The organism is Cellulophaga baltica (assembly GCF_900102165.1).
GTDB classification, from domain to species: Bacteria; Bacteroidota; Bacteroidia; order Flavobacteriales; family Flavobacteriaceae; genus Cellulophaga; species Cellulophaga baltica.
On the sequence record NZ_FNBD01000008.1, the window covers coordinates 245115 to 266685 of the forward strand.

Sequence of the window (21571 nt, forward strand, 5' to 3'; positions counted from 1 at the left end):
AACAATTAGCTAACATTGCCGTAATCTTGACTATACAATTGACCTTGATAATTGTGCTTTAAATTCTTTAGGACTAAGACCATAATATTTTTTAAAAGAGCGCCCAAAATACTTAGGGTCATTATACCCACATTCAAAGCTAATTTCTGAGATATTAAACTTGTTGGTTTTAAGTAAAGCTTCTGCTTTTTGTAAGCGTAACGAGGTAATAACATCTGATGGTGATTGCTCCAATAATTCCTTATAAATTCGATAACATTTTACACGAGATATCCCGAGCTTCTCCACCAACATTTCTACATTAAAAGAAGGATTAGATAGTTCTTGTTTAATAATCGTAAGACTATTTTTTAGTAATTTATCATTTGGAGAATTGATATCATCATCTGTAAGTATTTGAAATACCTCTTGCTGTAACTTATGTTCTATACGATCATCTCGCCTTTCTAATAGGCTTGAAATTTTCTTCAATATAAACCGTGTACTCGCAGGTAATTGTATAACTACATCAATGCCAAATTCTACAGACTGTTCTTGCAATTCGTAATTAATATCCTCTGAGATATAAACCATGGGAATTTGTCTCTTACTCGAAGTATTACCCAAAGAACTTTTTAAATATTGGACGAGTTCTTTAGAAAAAGTAGCTTGGTAGAATACTATCAGGTCAATATTCATATGATTAATAGCTGAAGTGAAATTGTTAACTTCATTTTCAAACACTAGTTGATAATTTTCATTTTCAAGGATTTGATTTGCGACACTAAAATTCACTTCGTCACTAAATACTAGAAGTTGTTTCTTACCCAACTGTACATCTTTCTGTTGATCTAGATACTTCCAAGTAATATTTTCAACCTGATGGTGATTGGCATTTATAAATTCAACAGGTATTTTCAGGGCTATATGGAATCCCTCTACTAGCGTTTCCTTAAAAGTACCATCTAAATCTTTCAGTATATTTTGAACAGCTATAAAGTATGGACTATAATGTAAAATATTAAACCAATTAGAAATTAAGACACTACTATTTGATTCAATTCGAAACTCTAAAAATGTATGATGCCTAACAATTTTAAGATCCAGGGTGCTTGAGGTATCTGAATATTTTGCCAAATCGTTAAATAAATACTGCAGTAATAACCTAAGGCGTAAGACGTCTACAGCCACCCAACCTAAAGAATTCTCATATTCACCCTTAAAATTGACCTTATTACTTTTTAATTTTACTTTGAGCTTATCAATACTTGCTTTTAAAAGAATAGGCAAGTTTATCGCAGCTACTTTTATATCACCAATTTCTTTGACATGATCTAAATAATTCCATTCAGACACCAAGTTCACTAATTTACCAGCCTCCCAAAGTATTTCTTTTTGAATTTTTGTATCCTCTTTCAACTCACTGGCTAATTTCATTACTCTTGATATAGGTTCTTGAAATTCTGAAAGAACAAATGTTTTAAACTTTTCAATTTCAAAAGCTTCATTCTTCAAATTATTATGAATGGCAAGTAGCTTTTCTTTCTGAAGTACAATCTCCTTATTCTTATCATCCAATAAGGTGTTTACGGCCACTAAGTCTCTCTTTTGATTTTCTATGACCCGTGTTCTAGCACTTATTTGGTTTTCTAGTTTTTTCTGCTGCGCCAAGGCATTTTTACTCTTAAAGTAAATAATTAAAAAGGCACCAATCAATAGTATAAAAAGGAGAAGCACATAAAAATATATGGTTTCATAAAAGGCTTTCTTAATTTTTAAATTAAAGGAAACCACTTCTAGATTTTGGGTATTACCTTCTTTTACGTAAAAAGTATATTCTCCTGAAGAAAGGTTAGCATACTTTATGAGATGGTCTTTTGGTAATAGATTCCAATCCTCATCTTTTCCTGAAAGTTTATAGTAAATATCGGCATCGCTAGTATTGGGAAATTTAATGGGAGTCACAGTAATTTCTAAACTATTATCCCTAAAATTATTTTTTATGTTTTTTTTAAAATTTTCATCACCATTTACAACAACCTTAATCTTAGCAGCTACTGTTTTATTCACTATTGTATTAGGGTTAAAATAATTTAATCCATTCACGCCTCCAAAGAACATTAGCCCTTTGCTATCTTGATAATAAGCCCCTTCTGAAAACTCCGGAGCTTGCCAGCCTTCCTTTGGGTTAAAAGCCTTTACTTCAAAACTATTAGTGTCTATTACTGCAATTCCTTTAGTGGTACTTGCCCAAATCTGATCTTTATTTTTTAGGAGTCCGTAGACCATATGACTTGGTAAACCTTCTTCTTCGGTAATATTTTTAATCTCTTTAGTGGCCTTGTTGTAAACACTAATTCCGCCAAGCGATGCAATCCAATAGGTTGTCGTTAATTCCTCTTTATAAATAGAATAGATACTATTTCCCAGAATACCTTCATTCTTTGTTAACTGCTCTACCATACCCGTTTTAATATCAAAAAATAATACACCATTCTCTTCAGTGCCCATACAAATTACATCGCCACTTTTGGTAATACTCCTAATATTAAATTGATCAAATTGTTTTTGGCCCTTAAAAAAATCGAAATGGTTTTCATTCAAATTGAACTTCGCGAGACCACCCCAACAAGCTATCCATAATCGCTTTTCTGTATCTTCAAACATGGAATAATTTCGGTTGTTTGGTAGTTCAGAGATCGAGTCGGCTTCATAAGTTTTATATCCCTTATCCGTAATACGCAGTATTCCTGCATAGGTACCTACCCATACAGTACCATCACTAGCGGTAAATAAATTGCGTACACGCTCCCAATCACTATTTTGCTTGGCTTCCTTTACTTTGTATTTAAGATAGCATTTTGTTCCCGTGTCATAATAATAGATTCCGTTAGTGTAGTATCCTAGCCATAAATTAGAATTACTATCCTTGGTTATCGCTCGCAATGTTTCATTTGGTAAATGTGGATAATTCACGGGATGCGGAACTATTGTCGTAATTTTATCTGAGCCATTATAAGCCATACTCAACCCCCCGTCTTTTTGCGCAAGCCATACATTCCCAAAAAGATCTTGGTGCAATTTTTCTATTTCATTGCTGTTAAAACTATAGGGTGTATACACATCATATGTATAATGATCTATTCTTTTATTATTAATATTATTTATGTCATTAGGAAGAATAAAAAGACCATTTCTACGTGTTGCGAACCATATGTTACCGATATTGTCTTTTAAAACATCATTTATAATTAAGCCCGGGTACTCCGTTAGGAGTATTTGTTTTAAGTTCTCATAATTCTCCTTCTCAGGAGGTGTGTAGGTTGCAACAATAAATTTTCCGTTTTCAAATTTGTAGGCCGTATTTGCTGCAAAAACGTATAAAGTACCATCTGCTGCTAATTTTAGTTGTCTTGGGGCTTTATCAAATTTAAAATTTTCAAAAGTGGAATTCCCAAGGTATCTACTTACATGGCCTTCTTTTGTAATTAACCAAAGAGTACCATTCTTATCTCTTTCAAGATTTATGATATAATTTCCTGGTATGGTTCCTTGTTCATTAATTTCGTGCTTGTAATAGGTGATAGTGTGTCCATCAAAATAATTCAATCCATCAAGGGTCCCAATCCAAAGACCGCCATCTTCATCATTTTCTATATCAATTACAGAATTATTAGATAATCCATCATCTGTAGTATAGTTTTCAAATTTGATTTGTTGCCCAATAAGAGCGGAAAAAGTAAACGTAAAAAGAATGGAAAAGGTAAAACGATTCATTTTGATTGTTTAAATCTACAATGATATGGATCTACCATTACTCCAATATAAACTATAGGTTAATTTAATAAAAAGTCCTCTAATGCCTTAAAGAATTATACGAGAAGTAATCCTAATCTTATCTATTTTTTGGGTAACTTAGAAGCTTAAATTTTTAGAATGAAAAAACTAATTTTCTTTTTGGTATTCTTTATGGTTGCCATAAGCCATGCTCAGAAATTTGATTTCACTATTGACCATACTACACTTATTGTCAATGATTTAAAAACTACGGGCGATTTCTACCAAAAAGTTATCGGTTTAAAAGAAATAGACCATCCTACCAAAGATCCTGGATTCAGGTGGTTTTCTATCCAAGGAAATACGCAGCTCCATTTAATATACAAAGCAGATGTAGTAATGAAAAAGCATAAATCTAGTCATGTATGCTTATCAACGTCGCAATTAGATGAATTCATACAAAATTTAGAGCAGAATAATATCTCATATGAAGATTGGCCCGGTACAAAAAGTGGTATTACTTTGCGTGCCGATGGTGTAAAACAAATCTATATAACAGATCCTGAAGGTTATTGGATTGAGATAAACGACGCAAAACATTAAGCCCTATGAGCACTATAAAATCTGTTTTTCCATTAGGCTTTCCATGGCAAACGCAAGATCCTTTTTTATTCTGCGTATACCACTTAGATCATTATCCGGAAGGAAATGAAGAGCTGGGACCTAAAGCATCCTTGGAAGGCAGAACTTTAGGAAACAATTTTACTTTAAAAGACGGTTGGCGTATGTATCACGGGAAAACCGTTCCTGGTTTCCCTGCACATCCGCACCGTGGTTTTGAAACTATAACTATAGTGAATAAAGGCTATTGTGATCATTCGGATTCTCTTGGTGCTGCCGGACGTTTCGGTATGGGAGACGTACAATGGATGACTGCAGGCCGCGGCGTACAACACTCAGAAATGTTTCCATTATTGAGTACTGACACCCCAAACCCGCTAGAAATGTTTCAAATCTGGCTTAATTTACCTCAGAAAAGTAAATTTGTCGCCCCCTATTTTGCCATGCTTTGGCACGAAGATATTCCAATTATAAAAACCGAATCTAGCTCCGTAAAAGTAATTGCAGGGACCTATAATGAACATGCAGCATTAGACCCTGCCCCGAATTCTTGGGCTGCAGATAGCGCAAATGAAGTGGCTATCTGGAATATACATGTAGAGGCAAGTAGTACCTATACCCTACCAAAAGCAAAAAGTGATGTCACTAGAACTTTGTATTTTTATGAAGGAGATCGTATTGTAATGGATGGACAAACGATTACTCCAAATCATGGTATTATCGTAGATGCTTCGGAAGCTATTGAAATAAAAGTCTTAGGCAAAAATGCCCATTTTTTAATGCTACAAGGAAAACCTATTAAAGAACCTATTGCCAAATATGGCCCTTTTGTTATGAATAGTGATGAAGAGATTCAACAAGCCATGCAAGAGTATCAATTAACCCAATTTGGCGGATGGCCTTGGCCTCAGGCTGCGCATGTACACGATAAAAATAAAGGTAGGTTTGCTAAATACCCAGATGGAAATATTGTACAAAAATAGATTAGTAATTTATGAGTTTTTTAAAATCGTTATTTAATAAAAAAGACGCCGAAGCTCCGGCTCCCCTATCATATCAAGATTTTTGGACCTGGTTTCAAGAACATGAAAAAGCTTTTTATGAGGTCATTAAAAGTGGTAATGATATCGAACAAAAATTCTTTGATGTTTTAGGTCCAAAATTAAATGAACTAAAAGAGCGTACTTTTTGGTATTTATCTGGCATGTCTGATGATACCACGGCAGAACTTATTTTAACGGCAGATGGCAATTTAAAGCATATTCCTTTTGTGGAAGAACTTGCTGCTGCCGCGCCTGTTCTTAAGAATTGGAAAATTACTTCTTTAAAACAACCCAGTTCCTCTAGTACCTTCGGTATTAAAATGAATGATTATACGTTTAGTGAAGAAACTATGAGTTTCTACGCCCATGAAAATCCGGAAATGCCAGATCAAATAGAACTGACTATTCTACATACCGCATATACTCCCGAAAATGAATCTCATATTTCTCATGGCGCCTACATCTTACTAGATAATTTCTTAGGAGAATTAAATTGTGTTACTACTATAGATCATATTAACTTTAAGAATACCAAAGATGCAGAAAAAGAGCTTGTTCCCTTAGCCAAGCTAAAAGACTTCTTACTTTGGCGTGAAAAAGAATTTATTGAAAAGTATGAAGGTTTACGTCATAATACCGAAAAAGATAGTTATTCTAGTTTTAACGGTACCTTAAAAAACGGACTCCCTATTATTGCCATTGTCAATACAGATATATTGCAATGGAATGCTAAAGCATCTCACCCTTGGATTGCCATTGCTATTTTTAAGTTTGAAGGAGATGACAACAACGGTATGCCAGACGATGAAACATACCATTTATTAAATACGTTAGAAGACCGTATTATGTTAGAATTAAAAGATTCTGATGGCTACATTAATATTGGTAGAGAAACTGCAAATTCTACAAGAGAAATTTACTTTTCTTGCCATGATTTTAGAAAACCCGCTATAGTTTTCGACCAGATACAAAAAGAAAATAAAGAACTAATCAGTTTTGATTTTGAGATTTATAAAGATAAATATTGGCAGACGTTCAATAAATATCTTTAAAAAACAGCTTAGGAAAACAAAAAAAAAGAAAATGAAAAAAGAAATGGATCAAATGATGTGTTTAGATATTTATCTATCCTCATTAACAGAACAAGAAAATAAAGATATTACTGTTCGCATTAAACCGGCAAAAAAAGGCGCTATGGCTCCACTATTAAGTTGGGATCTTCATATTGATAATTTTCACAATTTAGCCGTACAATCTAAGCAAGAAACTGCTGTTCGGGCGTTTGAAAAAATTGCTAAAAAATTACAATGGGAAAATGACATTTCTTCTCTTTTTGAAAACCAAGAATTTGAAGCATTAGTAATTACTGATTTACACAAAAAAATCGTTTGGGTAAGTGACGGATTTTCTGAAATGACCGGATATACCAAAAAATTTGCATTAGATAAAACTCCAGCTTTTCTTCAAGGCGCAGAAACTACGGCGGAAGTAAAATCTCGTATCAGCGCAAAGATTAAAAAAGACGAACCTTTTACAGATATCATTGTCAACTACAGAAAAGACAACACCTCTTATAAGTGCGAGATTAAAATTATACCTTTATATACCGAGAAAACAACACATTATCTAGCCTTAGAACGTCAAGTAGTATAAGTAATTCCTTACTATAACAAAAGATAATTTTTGAATACTATTCTGCACTTCTAATTCCTAAAATAATCCTGATGAAATTATTTTCAAAGTTATCGTCCCTCCTTATTACGTGTATCCTTATGTATAGTTGCCAAGAAAACCAAAAGGAAGCCTCTACTGCCTTGGAAAATAGGCAACGTATAGAACTGGTCACAAATAAAGGAACTATGGTGCTAGCCCTTTATAATGATACGCCACTTCATCGTGACAACTTCATTAACCTAGTACAACATAAGGCCTATGACAGCCTTCTATTTCATAGAGTTATCTCCAATTTTATGATTCAGGCAGGAGACCCTGAAAGCAGAAACGCAAAAGCTAAAGACACTTTAGGAGAAGGTGATGTTCCTTACCGTGTCAAGGCAGAATTTTTGCCTCATCTTTTTCATAAAAAAGGGGTTTTAGCTGCTGCCCGTGATGGTAACCCAGAACGCGCCTCTAGTGGAATGCAATTTTATATCGTTCAAGGAAAAATATATAATGATAGCCTGTTAACGATTGCAGAAAAGAGAATAAACGGATGGTTAGCAGAAGATTATATTAGAAAAGACCGTGCACACAGCTATCTTTTAGATTCACTACAGCATCATAGCGCTAGCGGAAATACCACAAAATACATGCTATACAAAGATAGTATTACTAACTGGGCAGCACATGCAAAGGAATTTAAAGCCTATACTATTCCTGAAGCTCAGCGCGCAGTTTATAAAACACTTGGGGGTGTACCTCATTTAGATCAGAATTATACTGTTTTTGGGGAAGTTATTGAAGGCCTAGCTACCATAGATTCTATTACAACTACAATAACTGGAGAATTTGCCAGACCTATTGATGATGTACGCATTATAGCTATGCGTTTGGTAGAGTAAACCTAAAATAGGCTTTAATTTACTTAAAACACATACTATAAAACAACCTACAATTTTACCTGCGGTTCATCGAAAAAAATAAAAAAAAGTATTTCTAGAAGTAAGCAAACCCATTTTCTATACGTTACTAATGATAGAATTCCCAAACCAAACCTATCATAACCATCGTCATGGATAAATTTCTACGAATTTTAAAACCTGTTAAAGTATATGCTAATCATGAAGCTAAATCTAGGATTATAAAAGAACTACAGCCCGATGAACTTATTTCTTTTAACCGTGAAAAAAGAAGAAATAAAGAGAATTGGATGGAAATTTATCTTGAAAAAGATACCGTTGGATACCTAAAAAAAGATAGTGATGCCTTTTTTCGTTGCAGTTTTGCTAGCTTAAATGACGAAATCTCTTCTGGGTTTAACTACGAATATAAAACAGAAAACGCATCTAAGGTAGATACTCTTTTTCATCAAATAGGCACCCTCAACAAAGAACAACATACCGTAGAAACTATTGAGGTAAAAACAATAGATGATTCTGACGAGAAAAAAATGGCACATCTACAACTAGAATATAATGCAGATATTATCAATGTTATTCCTGTAGTATTCACTAAAGAAAGCGAATTCTATGTAACCAATGACGCCGTAGCAAACAAGAGTTTATTTATTGAAGTAGATAACCGCCAGGGCAAAAAAGGATATTTATTAAAAACGACCAATTATACCAATACAGAAGATAAATGGGTGGCTCCTTTTGCCATAACGGTAGCGATACTTACCGTTATAGGAATTTTCATGGCTTTTCTAGCTTCTGGATGGATTGTGGTAAGCGGACTCATGTTTATTGTAGGGATTGGAGTTGCTTTTGTATTGATCTTTGTGATGCAAATACTGATCCTAATTCTCAGGGGAATCTTCAATCATATTAGAAAACGCTTGTAAAGACAAGAACTAAAAAAACCGCAAAACTGTTGCTTTGCGGTTTTTATATAGTACTAGTTAAGATCACTAAGACACACGTGTAATTTTTGCGCCAATAGCACGTAAACGTTCATCTATATTCTCATAACCTCTATCTATCTGTTCTATATTATGAATCGTAGAGGTTCCTTTTGCAGATAAGGCTGCAATTAATAAAGAAACTCCCGCTCTAATATCTGGAGAAACCATGGTTGTTGCCTTTAATGTAGATTCAAAATTATGCCCTATCACCGTGGCTCTGTGCGGATCACAAAGAATCACTTTAGCCCCCATATCTAACAATTTGTCTACGAAGAACAAGCGACTTTCAAACATTTTTTGATGTACCAATACCTCTCCTTTAGCTTGCGTAGCTACTACTAGAATGATACTCAATAAATCTGGTGTTAAACCAGGCCATGGAGCATCTGCAATTGTTAAAATAGAACCGTCTATATAGTTCTGTATCTCATATCCGCTTGTATGTGCCGGAATATAAATATCATCCCCTTTACGTTCAATCGTAATTCCTAATTTACGAAAAACAGTAGGTATTTGCCCTAAGTCATCCCAACTTACATTTTTAATCGTAAGCTCACTTCTTGTCATAGCAGCAAGACCAATCCAGCTACCAATTTCAATCATATCTGGCAACATTGTATGTGATGTTCCTCCTAAAGTATCTACCCCTTCAATAGTAAGTAGATTAGAACCTACTCCACTTATTTTAGCCCCCATACGGTTCAGCATCTTACAAAGTTGCTGTAAGTAAGGTTCACAAGCGGCGTTATAAATTGTTGTAGTTCCCTCGGCAAGAACAGCAGCCATTACAATATTTGCGGTACCGGTAACAGATGCTTCATCTAAAAGCATGTACGTACCTTTTAGTTTTTTAGCTTCTACACCGTAAAAATGTTCTTCTTTGTTGTAACGAAACTTAGCGCCTAAGTTTATAAAACCTTCAAAGTGCGTATCAAGTCTTCTTCTACCAATCTTGTCTCCTCCTGGCTTAGGAATATATCCTTTTCCAAAACGAGCCAATAATGGGCCTACTAACATGATAGATCCGCGTAATCCGCGTCCGTCTTCTTTAAACTGGTCTGATTGTAGGTACTCTAGGTTTACGTCATCTGCCACAAAACTATAAGAGCCTTTTCCTTTTTTCTGGATTTTTACACCCAAATCTTCTAGTAAAGCAATTAGTTTATTAACATCAATAATATCTGGGATATTATGTATTGTTACAGGTTCTGCCGTTAATAGTACAGCACATAATATTTGTAGTGCTTCGTTTTTTGCACCTTGCGGTGTAATATCACCATGAAGTTGATGACCGCCTTCAATTTTAAATGTTCCCATTTAATGTATCGGATTATTAATAACGCTTCTTACCGCGATTATTATTTCTATTATTTGTATTTTTTTTGTTGTTAGAGCGATTAGAATTTTGTTTCGCCGGTCTGTTTTTTAGGAACTGACCGCTATCTGTAAGGTGCTCTTCTGTGGCTGCCAAATCTATCTCACCATCACTCAATTCGTGCAAATGCTTAAAAATGATCTTATCTTCAACGGTATCTTTGTTCCAGTTTAAATAACATTTTTTCATGTGATTGGCAATAGCATATTCTAAACCATCACGCTTATCGCCTTTTTCCCAAGACATAGCCACATCAATCATTTGCTTAATATTATTTCCGTAGAAACGATATTTAGGAAAATTTTGCGGATATCCTAGCGGCTCAGGACGTTCTTGAAGCATTTCCTTCGTCGTCACTGGGTAAGGAGAATCTACCTTCAACTTAAAATCAGACATGATAAACAGCTGATCCCATAATTTGTGTTGAAAATCTGGAACATCTCTAAAATGAGGTTGCAAATTACCCATCACACTAATAATAGCTTGTGCTATTTTATTACGTTCTTCATCATCTTCTATGCTCATGGCATAGTCTACCATTTTCTGGAAATGACGCCCGTATTCCGGAATAATAAGCTGTGGACGCTCCGTGTTGTACTCTAGATTGAATACTTCGTTGTTAGCTAAATTCAAATTGAAAAGTTTTTCTTAATAATTATAAAGAGGAAAGTATGCTCTTAAGGCATGCAAAATAACAAAATTCTGTTAGATATGCTAAGATTACAAAGATATTAAACCTTCTACACCTGCAACCTTCTTATAATAAGCAATAATTGCCTCGGCAGAATCTAAACGTAAGCTTATAGAAACACTCGTAAATTTTCCGTTTTTAGATAATTTATTAATCACCACTGCATCTGTATCATCAAATGCACTTTCTATTTCTTTTACTCCCGTTCCTGCTGTAGGCACTATAAATTTATATAAATAAGTAGTAGGAAAGGTGCTCGTTTCTACAAGACGCTCTTTGAGCTTGTCGTAAAACTCTTTTTCTTTATCGGTATCCATGAAAGTCTTTTTACAAAGATAATCTGATTTTTTTTGATACCATAAATTGAGCCCTATTTTATAAAACTATCTTACACGGTACCCGTTTTTTTATCGCACAAATACCTCCTAAAACGAAACATTTGTAGCGCATGCGGCAATACTATATCATTTGATTACTTTTGTGCTTCTAAAAATAATGAATTGAGCACAAAGAAAGTTGTAATTGCAGGCGGACCAAGCACAGGAAAGACTTCTGTGGTACATGGTATAGAAAAAGCAGGTTTTAAATGTTTCCATGAAATTTCTAGAGAAATAACACTTCAAGCAAGAGAGGAAGGTATTGAACAGTTATTTTTAACAGATCCCTTACTGTTTAGTCAGCGTATTTTAGAGGGCAGAAAATCGCAATTTATAGCTTCTGAATCACTTACCGATCCCCTTGTGTTTTTTGATCGTGGCCTACCAGATGTCGTTGCTTATTTAGATTGTTTTGGCACTGAATATCCAAGGACATTTTCAGAAATTTGTGATGCCCACCCATACGATACGATATTTTTATTACCCCCTTGGAAAGAAATACATACGTCTGATAATGAACGTTATGAAAATTACGAAGAGGCTTTACAAATTCATGATTGCTTAGAAAAAGCATACCAAAGTTTTGGATATACCATTATTGAAGTACCCAAAGTTTCTGTTGACGAACGAGTAGCTTTTATCATAGAAGAACTAAAATTAAATTAGTGCAGCTAGAGCCTAAAGACATTTTAAAAAAATATTGGGGATTTTCTGATTTTAAAGAATCTCAAGAAGAAATTATAGCTGCTATTTTACAGCAGAAAGATGTCCTCGCTTTGTTACCTACAGGTGGAGGAAAATCGCTCTGCTTTCAAGTTCCTGCGCTGGCTACTGATGGAATTTGCATTGTCGTTTCCCCTTTAATCGCCTTAATTAAAGACCAAGTAGACAACCTAAAAAAGAAAGGTATAAAGGCATTAGCGCTAACGGGTGGTATCTCTCAAAATGAAGTAGTAGATTTATTAGACAATTGCCTTTATGGAAAATATAAATTTCTATACCTATCTCCAGAAAGGTTGCAACAAGATCTTATAAAAGACCGCATTCAGGGAATGAATGTGAATCTAATTGCTATAGATGAAGCCCACTGTATTTCTCAATGGGGAAATGATTTTAGACCTTCTTATCTTAATTGTAGTGTGTTAAGAGATCTTGCGCCTGATGCTCCTATCATTGCTTTAACAGCCACTGCAACCCCTGTAGTCGCTAAAGATATTGTCACTAATTTAAGGCTTGATGAACCCTTAATTAAGAAAACTTCTTTTGCTAGAGATAATATTGCTTTTAATGTAAGTTGGGATGATGACAAGCACTACCAACTAAAGCAACTTTTACAAGATAGTAAACACAGTGGTATTGTTTATGTACGTACCAGAAAACTAACGCAAGAATTAACGCATTACTTAAGTTCTCAAAACATAAGTGCTACCTTTTATCATGGCGGACTCTCTAAAGAGGTAAAAGGAGACCGTTTAAAGTTATGGCTAGACGATAAAGTGGGGGTCATGGTAGCTACCAACGCCTTTGGCATGGGAATAGACAAAGCAGATGTGAGTACTATTGTACATTATCAAATACCTGATAGTGTAGAAAACTATTTTCAAGAAGCAGGTAGAGCTGGTAGAAATGGTGCTCCTGCTACAGCTACTGTACTCACCAACAAATCTGACGAAATACAGGTAAAACGACAGTTTTTGAGCGGTTTACCCACGGTACCCTATTTAAAAACGCTCTACAATAAGCTCAATAATTACTTTCAAATTTCTTTTGGAGAAAGTAGTACAGAAACGTATCAATTAAATTTTAATGCCTTCTGCGCCACTTATTCTTTAAACCCTTTTCTAACGTATAACGCACTGCGTATTTTAGATCAGAATTCTGTGATTGCTTTATCAGAATCATTCTCAAAAAAAACCAGTATACGGTTTATCGCTACAAAAAATCATATTTTTGATTACATTGATACCTATGGCAAAATAGCGCCGATACTACAGGATATTTTAAGAACCTATGGCGGAATTTTTGAGTATGACACTAAAATAAATACTTTTGCCATTGCCAAAAAATCGAGCGTTAGCGAAAAAGAGGTTGTTAAGGTATTAGAACAGTTAAAGAAAGATGAAATTATTACCTATACCGCTCAGCACAATGATATAGAAGTGTTATTTCTTGTTCCTAGAGAAGATGAAAGAACCATTAATCTCTTTGCTAAAAAAGTAGAACTCCTTACCGCCCAGAAAACAAAAAATATAGAAGCCGTTCTTCTATATTTAAAGAATGATACGGTGTGTAGAAGTCAGCAATTACTGGCCTACTTTGGAGAGAAAAAAGAGGCTTGTGGACGTTGCGATGTGTGCTTAAAAACTCCGCCTATTGCTGTAGAAATTATAGCTTTAGCCAAAGAGGCCATTTTAATGCAATTACAGCAGAAGCCACAAACTTCTAGAGAAATTATAAAGACCGTCCTCTATAAAGAAGAGGCTATTTTTAGTGCTATAAAGGCACTTTTAGAAGATGAAATAATAGATATTACCGAAAAAAACGAATACAAAATAGCAAAAGCATGAGCAAACTACGAATAGTCTTTATGGGAACCCCAGATTTTGCAGTTGGCATACTGGATACTTTAGTACAGCATTCTTTTGATGTTGTTGGTGTCATAACGGCTCCAGATAAACCTGCGGGTCGCGGTAGAAAACTAAATGAATCTGCTGTAAAAAAATATGCTGTAGCACATAACCTTAAGGTTTTACAACCTACCAATTTAAAGAACGAAGAATTTCTAGAAGAATTAAAAGCGTTGAAACCTAATCTACAGATTATTGTTGCTTTTAGAATGCTCCCAAAAGTAGTCTGGGAAATTCCAGAGCACGGCACTTTTAATTTACACGCTTCCCTCCTGCCTGATTATAGAGGTGCTGCCCCTATAAACTGGGCCATAATTAATGGAGAGACTAAAACAGGCGTTACTACGTTTTTTATAGATGATAAGATTGATACTGGAGAAATACTTCTACAATCAGAAATAGCTATTGATCCAGAAGAGAACGCAGGAAGCCTACATGACAAGTTGATGATCTTGGGCGCTGATCTAGTGATAACTACTGTAAAAGCTATTGAATCTGGCCATGTAACTACGAAGAAGCAGCCAGATACGCCTATTGAAAAAGTAGCCTATAAAATTCATAAAGATACCTGTGAGATTAATTGGGATGCTTCAATGGATAAAATTTACAACCATATTCGTGGGTTGAGTCCGTATCCTGCATCATGGACTACCTTATATAATGGTGAAACAGAATTATTTCTGAAAATTTACGATGCCACCTTATTAAAAGAAGAACATTCTATAAAAGCTAAAACTGTCGTTTTTGATAAAAAAACCATCAAAATAGCTGTGACTGGCGGTTTCATTGAGCTTTTAGAGATTCAGCTTCCTGGAAAAAGAAAGATGAAAACCCATGAGGTTCTAAATGGCTTAAAATTGGATGAAAATGCATATGTTGGCTAAGGCCTTGCTATCACTAGTCTCGACGAAGTGTAAAAAATAGCCTACTTTATCAACAAACTGTTAGAGTTATTAACAAAAACAGCGATTTCCCCTTGTTTTACTTGCGTTAACCAGTTTTACTTATAAATTTGTTAGGGTATAGAAATTTTAACAACAATTAATTATTAAAATTATGAACAAAACAGAATTAATCGATGCAATGGCAGCAGATGCTGGTATCACGAAAGCAGCTGCAAAGAAAGCTTTAGAGTCTTTTTTAGGAAATGTTGAAGGTTCTCTTAAAAAAGGTGGTAGAGTTTCTTTAGTAGGTTTCGGATCTTGGTCTGTATCTAAAAGAGAAGCAAGAGATGGTAGAAATCCTCAAACAGGAGAAACTATCAAAATTGCTGCTAAAAACGTTGTTAAGTTTAAAGCTGGTGCTGAATTAGCGAAAGCAGTAAACTAAAAATACTTTAGTAATATAATTAAAGCACTTCTTTTTAAGAAGTGCTTTTTTTTTGGGTACATTTTGTAAGAAACTAAAAAAAATCTTACATTAGAACAACGAACCACGACTATATGATACATCTACAACCTGAAAAAGGGAAACTCTTAATTGCAGAACCAGCATTGGCTGGTGATGTTTCTTTTAGTAGATCTGTTGTATTACTCGCAGAACATGGTGAAGACGGATCTGTAGGATTTATTTTAAATAAGCCCTTAGACTATTCTATTAGTGATCTAGTGACAGAAATAGAAGTGCCTTTTAAAGTATTTAACGGCGGACCTGTAGAACAAGACAACCTTTACTTTATACACAAGGTACCAGAACTAATTGCCAATAGTATAGAAATATCTGACGGCATTTATTGGGGTGGAGATTTTGAATGTATCGTAGGCCTAATTAATACAAATGCCATCTCTGAAGAAGACATTAGATTCTTTTTAGGTTATACGGGCTGGTCTTCTTTACAATTAGACAAAGAATTAACGTCTAAATCATGGGCCATACTACCAAACAAATACGAGAGTAACATCATTCAGAAAGCTCCAGGAGCCTTCTGGAAAGAGAATATGCTTACTTTGGGTGGAGATTACCTTTTGTGGTCTAACACGCCAGAGAACCCTAGCCTGAACTAAGTATTTATTCTTGCAGCTACTTCTAGCTTTATTTAGGCTTCATTCTAAAGCTATCTAAGTACCTATCTTTTAGGTTTTATCCTAAGCGAGCAGCTGCATTTAATTTACCTATAAGATCTTTGGCTACGGTATTTGCAAAATTCTTTTTACGATATTTTGTAATAGGCTGTATGCCTACTATTGCATTAGTGATAAACAATTCATCTGCTTTTTGTAATTCAAATGGAGAAATGGAAGCTTCCTCGAACGTATAGCCTTCTAATTTACCTAGAATATCTATCAATTTTTTACGTAAAATTCCGTTAAGGCACCCCTCACTTTTTGGAGGTGTCTTTATGGTTTTTCCGGATACTAAAAACAAATTACCATTTAATGCTTCTACAACCATCTTCTGGTTATTTAGAAGCAAGCAATTCTGATAGCCGTTTTCTTTTGCAAAAATACTTCCTACAACATTTAAAACTTTATTATTTGTTTTTAACGTAGAAAGCATATCAGGGTTTACATAAAAATCTTTGAAAAGCTCTACTTCATAAGCCTCTTCATTGATCATAAAAAAAGTATTCTCTAGTTGCTTGGCTTCAATAATGTAAGAGATATCATTGGTTTCTGGAGCATACAAACCCCCATCATTTCTAAAAACCGTAAAGCGTATTCTGGTAGCACTATCTTCTAAGCTGTTACTCGCAATGGTGTCGAGGATTTGATTTTCAAGATACTCCATGGTAAAACTCATAGGAATTTCCATACGCAGAATTCTCATGGAAGCCATTAATCTTAAATAATGATCTTCCCAGAAGTAGATTTTACTATTTACAACTCTAATCGTTTCAAAAAGAGAATCACCATAACGTAGTCCCCTATTATCTTGATTGATGAAGTGTGATGTTGTCGGAATTAATTTTCCGTTATAATTAAGCATAAAAAAACCTTGAAAATTTTCAAGGTCAAAGATATCGTTTTATAGTAAAATAGCCTTAAGCAGAACCTAAAACTTGTTTTAAACTAGATACTTGGTTGGTCCAAAGCATTTTAGACTCATCAATTTCATCTTCTTCTGCAAAATCTGTAATGAATAAAGAAACATCCGAAGTAATTTCATCTACAATAATTTTCATTTCAAAGAAACTATCGTCCTCTTCTGCCGTCCATCTAAATTTAACAAACTCTTCACTTTTTCTTTTTAACAACTTAGCCTCTTCTTCTGACTCATCCCAGATAAAATAAAACTTTTCTCCTCTTGAGTTAACGTTGTCTGCGAACCACTCAGATAATCCTGATGGTGTTGAAATATAGGTATATAACAATTGAGGTGACGACTGTATCACGAACTCAATTTCAAATTTTACTTTATCACTCATTCTAAATAGTATTTTCGTTGGGCAATATATATATTTATATATGATAAAAAAATTAAATGTGTCAGAATATTTTTTTCAAAATTTATTTTGATAGGCAAGAAATTAAAGTATATATTTGCAGCCGTTAAAAAAAACATGGCGAGGTAGCTCAGTTGGTTAGAGCGTCGGATTCATAACCCGGAGGTCACGAGTTCAACTCTCGTTCTCGCTACCAGTAAACAAACGGTTTAGTTCATTCTAAACCGTTTTTTTTATGTTTTATTTTTAGCATTTCTAAACTAGCAACAGGCACCTAGAGGGCTAAATTTCAGGAAACAAAACTATACATCCACGATGATTTTAAACAACTTGTGTGCTTTGCATAAAATAAATTAGGCTTAAAAAAGGTGTAATTTTATATTTTGTTTTAATTTTTGCTTCTTATACTGCACAATTTATTTCATCGTTTTGACATGTATTCTTGCCAGAGAACTAAAACATATTTGTTATTTCTGTTCTCTTTTATTTTTCGAAAACCATATTCATATACAAAAAGATATACCTCTCCCTTCTGGTTTTTCCAAAAATGTGTAAAGAAATTAGGGTCAAACCCCTCGGATAGCAACACAGCTTCCCTAACTGTTACCTTACCACCTTTATTGTAATCTTTTAGTATTTTCCTATTACGTCGTAACTGATTATCAACTTTATTGAAAAAGCGTTCTGGTTGCTGTTTTGTTTGCTGGTATTGATACGCACTCTTACATTGTGCGTCGCAGAACTTTTTATCTGATCTTCCTTTCAACTCTTCCTTGCAATAGACACATATTCTATCCAATATCATGCTTTTAAATTAAAGGTATAATATACGCATATTATTCGTATAACATTCTCTTAGCTAACCTGTTTCCATTAAATTGCTTAAAAATAAGAATGGAAAAAGGCAGAAATGTTACATTAAAACACCTCTTAATTAAAGAAAAACGTTTTATCGGTTTGCAGTTCAACACTGATAAAGTTATTCATTCACTTGTAAAACAATTACCAGATGTAAAATGGAGTAACACTTATAACATGGCTTACATTGTAAACAATAAAGAAAACTTAAACCTGATATTTGATCTATTTACCGGTGTCGTTTGGGTTAATTGCAACCATTTCTTTGATAAAAAAATATCAAAAGAAAATAATGAGCCCATTAATATTGCATGGTTCAGAAAAAGACAACTTCCCCAGACTTATAGGGTTTGTCCTAATAGTTATTTAGATAAACTAGAGCTCAAAAAATATGCAAACAACACTGTAAAAACATACATATCAAGCTTTGAGGCATTTATTAATTATTATAATAACGCGGAATTAGTTTCTCTTAATGAAAGTGATGTTAGAACATATCTGTTAAAATTAATTCAAGATAAAAAATCTAATTCTTACATAAACTCTGCTATCAACAGTATAAAGTTTTATTACGAATCTGTTCTTGGTATGCCTAACAGGTTTTACGAAATAGAAAGACCTAGAAAAGAAAAGAAGTTGCCAAAAGTACTTGCTAAAGAAGATGTATTTGATATTATAGCACATACAAACAACTTGAAACACAAATGTATTGTTAGTCTTTTATACTCCTCTGGAATACGTAGAAATGAATTAATTAATTTAAAAATTTCGGATATAGACAGTAGACGAATGTTAATAAGGATTGAATCTGCAAAAGGAAATAAAGATCGCTACACCTTACTCTCTCATTCGCTCCTGAAAGATTTACGAACGTATTATACGCAATATAAACCTGAAAAGTATCTAATAGAAGGTATGTATGGAAAACAATATTCTGGTCAAAGCATTGGAAAGATTGTACGTAACGCGGCGCAAAAAGCAGGGATTAGAATTATAGTAACACCGCATATGCTTAGACACAGTTTTGCAACTCATTTATTAGAAGCAGGCACGGATATAAGACAAATTCAGGTTTTACTTGGCCATAGCTCTACAAAAACAACTGAAATATATACTCATGTTGCTACTACAACTTTTAAAAAAATAAAAAACCCTCTTGATTCTTAGAAAAATATAAAAGATATAATGAACATATGTTCAATATATCTTAAATTGGCAGTATAATGAACATATGTTCATTATACAATTGTTGGGCGTCATTTGAAAAAACAGTACAATTAATGAAAATCAGTTTAATAATTTTGACTTTTGTCATTTTAACTTCTTGCCAAACGAATAGACAAGAAAAAAAGGAAAACTACTCGGAATTGACTTCAAAAATCGATTCAATAATTAATGAAAATAAATTTAACGGTGTTATTTCTCTTTCAACCGATTCAATTGATATTTATTCCAAATCGTTTGGGTTATCGGATTTAGAAAATAAAACCAAAATTGATATAAACGACCAATTCGTAATTGGCTCAATAAGTAAACAGATTACCGCTGTTTTGATTCTAAGAGAATACGAGAAAGGTAAAATTGGATTAAATGACACGATTGATAAATATTTGACAAAAATCAATCAACCTTGGACTAAGCTCGTAACAATTCATCAACTTCTAACTCATACGCACGGAATTGTGGATTTAGATAAATCTTTGGAATTTAAACAAGGTTCGCAATTCCATTACTCACAACTGGGATATGAATTACTCGCACAAATTCTTCAAAAAATCACAGGTAAGTCTTTTCAAGACCTATCAACAGAATTATTTGACCAATATGGATTAAAAAACACTTTTCATCCAAATAATAAAGCATATAAAAACCTAGTTAAAGGATACGAAGAAAGTGAAAATGGAATTTTAGAATACACAGAAAATAGTTTCTACAATTATGTTGCTGCTGGTTCATTTATTTCGAATGTTCAGGACTTAAAAAAATGGAATCAATTACTTTACTCTAATAATTTGGTTGAAAAGGAAACATTGGAATTAATGAAAACTAAATATTCCACCAGAGTTCACCCAATATTTGAAACAATCGAATATGGATATGGATTGTTATTTAAAGATGGCGAACAAAATATTCAGATTGGTGCTTTAGGCTATGCTCCAGGATTTGTTTCAGCTTGCTATTATTATCCTCAGTCAAAACTAAACCTTGTTATATTAGAAAACACCGCAAATAATTTAGACGATTTCAAAAAGACATTTATAGTGCATACTGAAATAATGCAATTAATAAAAAAACGAACGCCCAACAATGGCTATAATTAATACGGGTTTTGGTGTTTAACCCAAAGTTTAGAGCTTTTAACAAAGTCCGCCAAATCTTTTGATTTGCTTTAGAACAAAAAAGATATAACAAAATAAAAAGTTTTGGCTAAGTGCTTAATCGGAAATTCAGTAATTTTAATTCCCGTACTAACCATAGCCTAGCCGTTGTGTGTAATTTGACGCAACCAATCCGAATTTGAACATCTAATAAAAAAATAGAATTATGAAAAATCTAAAAATAATCACATTACTCTTTTTAATCGGAACTTTCTCTTCCTGTAATAATGACGACGACAATAACACTCAAACGTTGAGTGGAATCTATTCGGAAACTTCACCTGTAAGTGGACGTTCTCAATTGAATTTTATAAACGGAAATACAGTTATCAAATCGGAACCTGATAGCTCAAGCGAAGATGAATTTACTTATGAAATAATCGGGAATGTAATTAAATTAACACCGACTTTGGATAATACTACAACTCAAGAATTTGAAATTGAAATTATGACTAACTCAAAATTTGAAATTGAAAACCTTTATCCAAGTGTAGGAATAAATCCGACTACTTATATGACTTTTGAAAAATAAAAAACTACGCACAATCGAGTAGACGGCTCCGCCCCTAATTAGGAACGGAGTGCGCCTCTCACACCACCGTACATACGGGTCTCGTATACGGCGGTTCAATAATTATACATCTCGTTTGTAGTACTCTATTAAACTAACATACCCTCTCATTCTCAACCTTTTAATGGTAATTGTAGTCCCTAAAATAGGGCTTTGAGCTACTGCCCATCCTCCCATTCTTGTGCGACTCCAAGCATAGGCGGTGTTATGGTTTACACCTAAACGGATTAGGTTTTTCCGCTTCCGTTCTGGTTTCTTCCAATGGTGCCATATACAGTACCGCAATCGGTTTCTTAGCCATTCTTCCAGCTTTTTAAGCTTTGCTTGGAT

The 21571-nt window shown here is 33.9% G+C and carries 21 protein-coding genes, 1 tRNA gene and 1 pseudogene; 15 read left to right on the top strand and 8 right to left on the bottom strand.

The features are described 5' to 3' along the window. Positions 1–30 precede the first annotated feature (30 nt). The gene (locus tag BLQ19_RS15095; RefSeq protein ID WP_074538885.1) at positions 31–3756 is read right to left on the bottom strand and encodes a two-component regulator propeller domain-containing protein; all 3726 of its coding nucleotides are present in this window, start codon (positions 3754–3756) and stop codon (positions 31–33) included. A 159-nt stretch (positions 3757–3915) separates the two neighbouring features. Here BLQ19_RS15095 and BLQ19_RS15100 point away from each other — a divergent pair, with 159 nt between their 5' ends. The 6 genes from BLQ19_RS15100 to BLQ19_RS15125 all read left to right on the top strand — a co-directional run bounded on the left by BLQ19_RS15100 (position 3916) and on the right by BLQ19_RS15125 (position 8922). Further along, on the top strand, positions 3916–4359 hold the full coding sequence (locus BLQ19_RS15100; RefSeq protein WP_074538886.1) for a VOC family protein: 444 nt from the start codon (positions 3916–3918) through the stop codon (positions 4357–4359). Between the two features lie 5 nt (positions 4360–4364). Continuing rightward, a complete protein-coding gene (locus tag BLQ19_RS15105; RefSeq protein WP_074538887.1) occupies positions 4365–5360 on the top strand; it encodes a pirin family protein in 996 nt (331 codons plus the stop codon). A gap of 11 nt (positions 5361–5371) precedes the next feature. Beyond that, positions 5372–6472 carry a DUF695 domain-containing protein gene (locus BLQ19_RS15110; protein ID WP_074538888.1) on the top strand — a complete coding sequence of 367 codons (1101 nt, stop codon included), beginning with the start codon at positions 5372–5374 and terminating at the stop codon, positions 6470–6472. A 31-nt stretch (positions 6473–6503) separates the two neighbouring features. Beyond that, positions 6504–7073 carry a PAS domain-containing protein gene (locus BLQ19_RS15115; RefSeq protein WP_074538889.1) on the top strand — a complete coding sequence of 190 codons (570 nt, stop codon included), beginning with the start codon at positions 6504–6506 and terminating at the stop codon, positions 7071–7073. 71 nt (positions 7074–7144) lie between these two features. Continuing rightward, the gene (locus BLQ19_RS15120; RefSeq protein ID WP_074538890.1) at positions 7145–7981 is read left to right on the top strand and encodes a peptidylprolyl isomerase; all 837 of its coding nucleotides are present in this window, start codon (positions 7145–7147) and stop codon (positions 7979–7981) included. A gap of 170 nt (positions 7982–8151) precedes the next feature. Next, positions 8152–8922, top strand: a complete 771-nt coding sequence (locus BLQ19_RS15125) for a hypothetical protein (RefSeq protein ID WP_074538891.1) — start codon at positions 8152–8154, stop codon at positions 8920–8922. A gap of 66 nt (positions 8923–8988) precedes the next feature. Here the strand turns inward: BLQ19_RS15125 and murA are convergent, their stop codons facing one another. The 3 genes from murA to BLQ19_RS15140 all read right to left on the bottom strand — a co-directional run bounded on the left by murA (position 8989) and on the right by BLQ19_RS15140 (position 11365). After that, positions 8989–10299 carry a UDP-N-acetylglucosamine 1-carboxyvinyltransferase gene (gene murA / locus BLQ19_RS15130; RefSeq protein WP_025614944.1) on the bottom strand — a complete coding sequence of 437 codons (1311 nt, stop codon included), beginning with the start codon at positions 10297–10299 and terminating at the stop codon, positions 8989–8991. A gap of 16 nt (positions 10300–10315) precedes the next feature. Further along, positions 10316–10990, bottom strand: coding sequence for a DUF4290 domain-containing protein (locus BLQ19_RS15135; protein ID WP_024480527.1), 675 nt, complete (start codon positions 10988–10990; stop codon positions 10316–10318). 87 nt (positions 10991–11077) lie between these two features. Then, a complete protein-coding gene (locus BLQ19_RS15140) occupies positions 11078–11365 on the bottom strand; it encodes a DUF493 family protein (RefSeq protein ID WP_029446277.1) in 288 nt (95 codons plus the stop codon). A gap of 183 nt (positions 11366–11548) precedes the next feature. Here BLQ19_RS15140 and BLQ19_RS15145 point away from each other — a divergent pair, with 183 nt between their 5' ends. The 5 genes from BLQ19_RS15145 (at position 11549) to BLQ19_RS15165 (ending at position 16055) form a co-directional block, all read left to right on the top strand. Then, on the top strand, positions 11549–12091 hold the full coding sequence (locus BLQ19_RS15145; RefSeq protein ID WP_074538892.1) for an AAA family ATPase: 543 nt from the start codon (positions 11549–11551) through the stop codon (positions 12089–12091). Beyond that, the gene (locus tag BLQ19_RS15150) at positions 12091–13992 is read left to right on the top strand and encodes a RecQ family ATP-dependent DNA helicase (protein ID WP_074538893.1); all 1902 of its coding nucleotides are present in this window, start codon (positions 12091–12093) and stop codon (positions 13990–13992) included. Before BLQ19_RS15145 ends, BLQ19_RS15150 begins: the two co-directional genes overlap by 1 nt. Next, positions 13989–14936, top strand: a complete 948-nt coding sequence (fmt, locus tag BLQ19_RS15155; protein ID WP_029446274.1) for a methionyl-tRNA formyltransferase — start codon at positions 13989–13991, stop codon at positions 14934–14936. The genes BLQ19_RS15150 and fmt overlap by 4 nt, the downstream gene beginning before the upstream one ends. A 172-nt stretch (positions 14937–15108) precedes the next feature. Beyond that, positions 15109–15381: an HU family DNA-binding protein gene (locus BLQ19_RS15160; RefSeq protein WP_024480522.1), complete on the top strand. Its 273-nt coding sequence runs from the start codon at positions 15109–15111 to the stop codon at positions 15379–15381. Between the two features lie 113 nt (positions 15382–15494). Then, positions 15495–16055, top strand: a complete 561-nt coding sequence (locus tag BLQ19_RS15165) for a YqgE/AlgH family protein (RefSeq protein WP_024480521.1) — start codon at positions 15495–15497, stop codon at positions 16053–16055. 76 nt (positions 16056–16131) lie between these two features. Here BLQ19_RS15165 and BLQ19_RS15170 read toward each other — a convergent pair whose 3' ends face one another. Further along, complete coding sequence (locus BLQ19_RS15170; protein WP_025614940.1) at positions 16132–16977, bottom strand: aminotransferase class IV; 846 nt, start codon at positions 16975–16977, stop codon at positions 16132–16134. 55 nt (positions 16978–17032) lie between these two features. After that, entirely contained in the window at positions 17033–17416 is a 384-nt protein-coding gene (locus BLQ19_RS15175) for an START-like domain-containing protein (RefSeq protein ID WP_024480519.1), read from the bottom strand. Between the two features lie 137 nt (positions 17417–17553). On the opposite strand from BLQ19_RS15175, the gene BLQ19_RS15180 reads away from it, so the two are divergent. After that, positions 17554–17630, top strand: a tRNA-Met gene (locus BLQ19_RS15180). A gap of 225 nt (positions 17631–17855) precedes the next feature. On the opposite strand, the gene BLQ19_RS15185 is transcribed toward BLQ19_RS15180, so the two are convergent. Then, positions 17856–18239, bottom strand: a complete 384-nt coding sequence (locus tag BLQ19_RS15185; protein WP_074538894.1) for a hypothetical protein — start codon at positions 18237–18239, stop codon at positions 17856–17858. 89 nt (positions 18240–18328) lie between these two features. Between BLQ19_RS15185 and xerA the strand changes: the two genes are divergently transcribed. The 3 genes from xerA to BLQ19_RS15200 all read left to right on the top strand — a co-directional run bounded on the left by xerA (position 18329) and on the right by BLQ19_RS15200 (position 21202). Beyond that, positions 18329–19459: a site-specific tyrosine recombinase/integron integrase gene (xerA, locus tag BLQ19_RS15190; RefSeq protein ID WP_074538895.1), complete on the top strand. Its 1131-nt coding sequence runs from the start codon at positions 18329–18331 to the stop codon at positions 19457–19459. 113 nt (positions 19460–19572) lie between these two features. Then, positions 19573–20613 carry a serine hydrolase domain-containing protein gene (locus BLQ19_RS15195; RefSeq protein ID WP_074538896.1) on the top strand — a complete coding sequence of 347 codons (1041 nt, stop codon included), beginning with the start codon at positions 19573–19575 and terminating at the stop codon, positions 20611–20613. 223 nt (positions 20614–20836) lie between these two features. Continuing rightward, entirely contained in the window at positions 20837–21202 is a 366-nt protein-coding gene (locus BLQ19_RS15200) for a hypothetical protein (RefSeq protein ID WP_038508144.1), read from the top strand. Positions 21203–21304: 102 nt separating this feature from the next. Here the strand turns inward: BLQ19_RS15200 and BLQ19_RS15205 are convergent. Further along, a pseudogene (locus BLQ19_RS15205) lies at positions 21305–21571 on the bottom strand (group II intron reverse transcriptase/maturase); the annotation flags it as partial.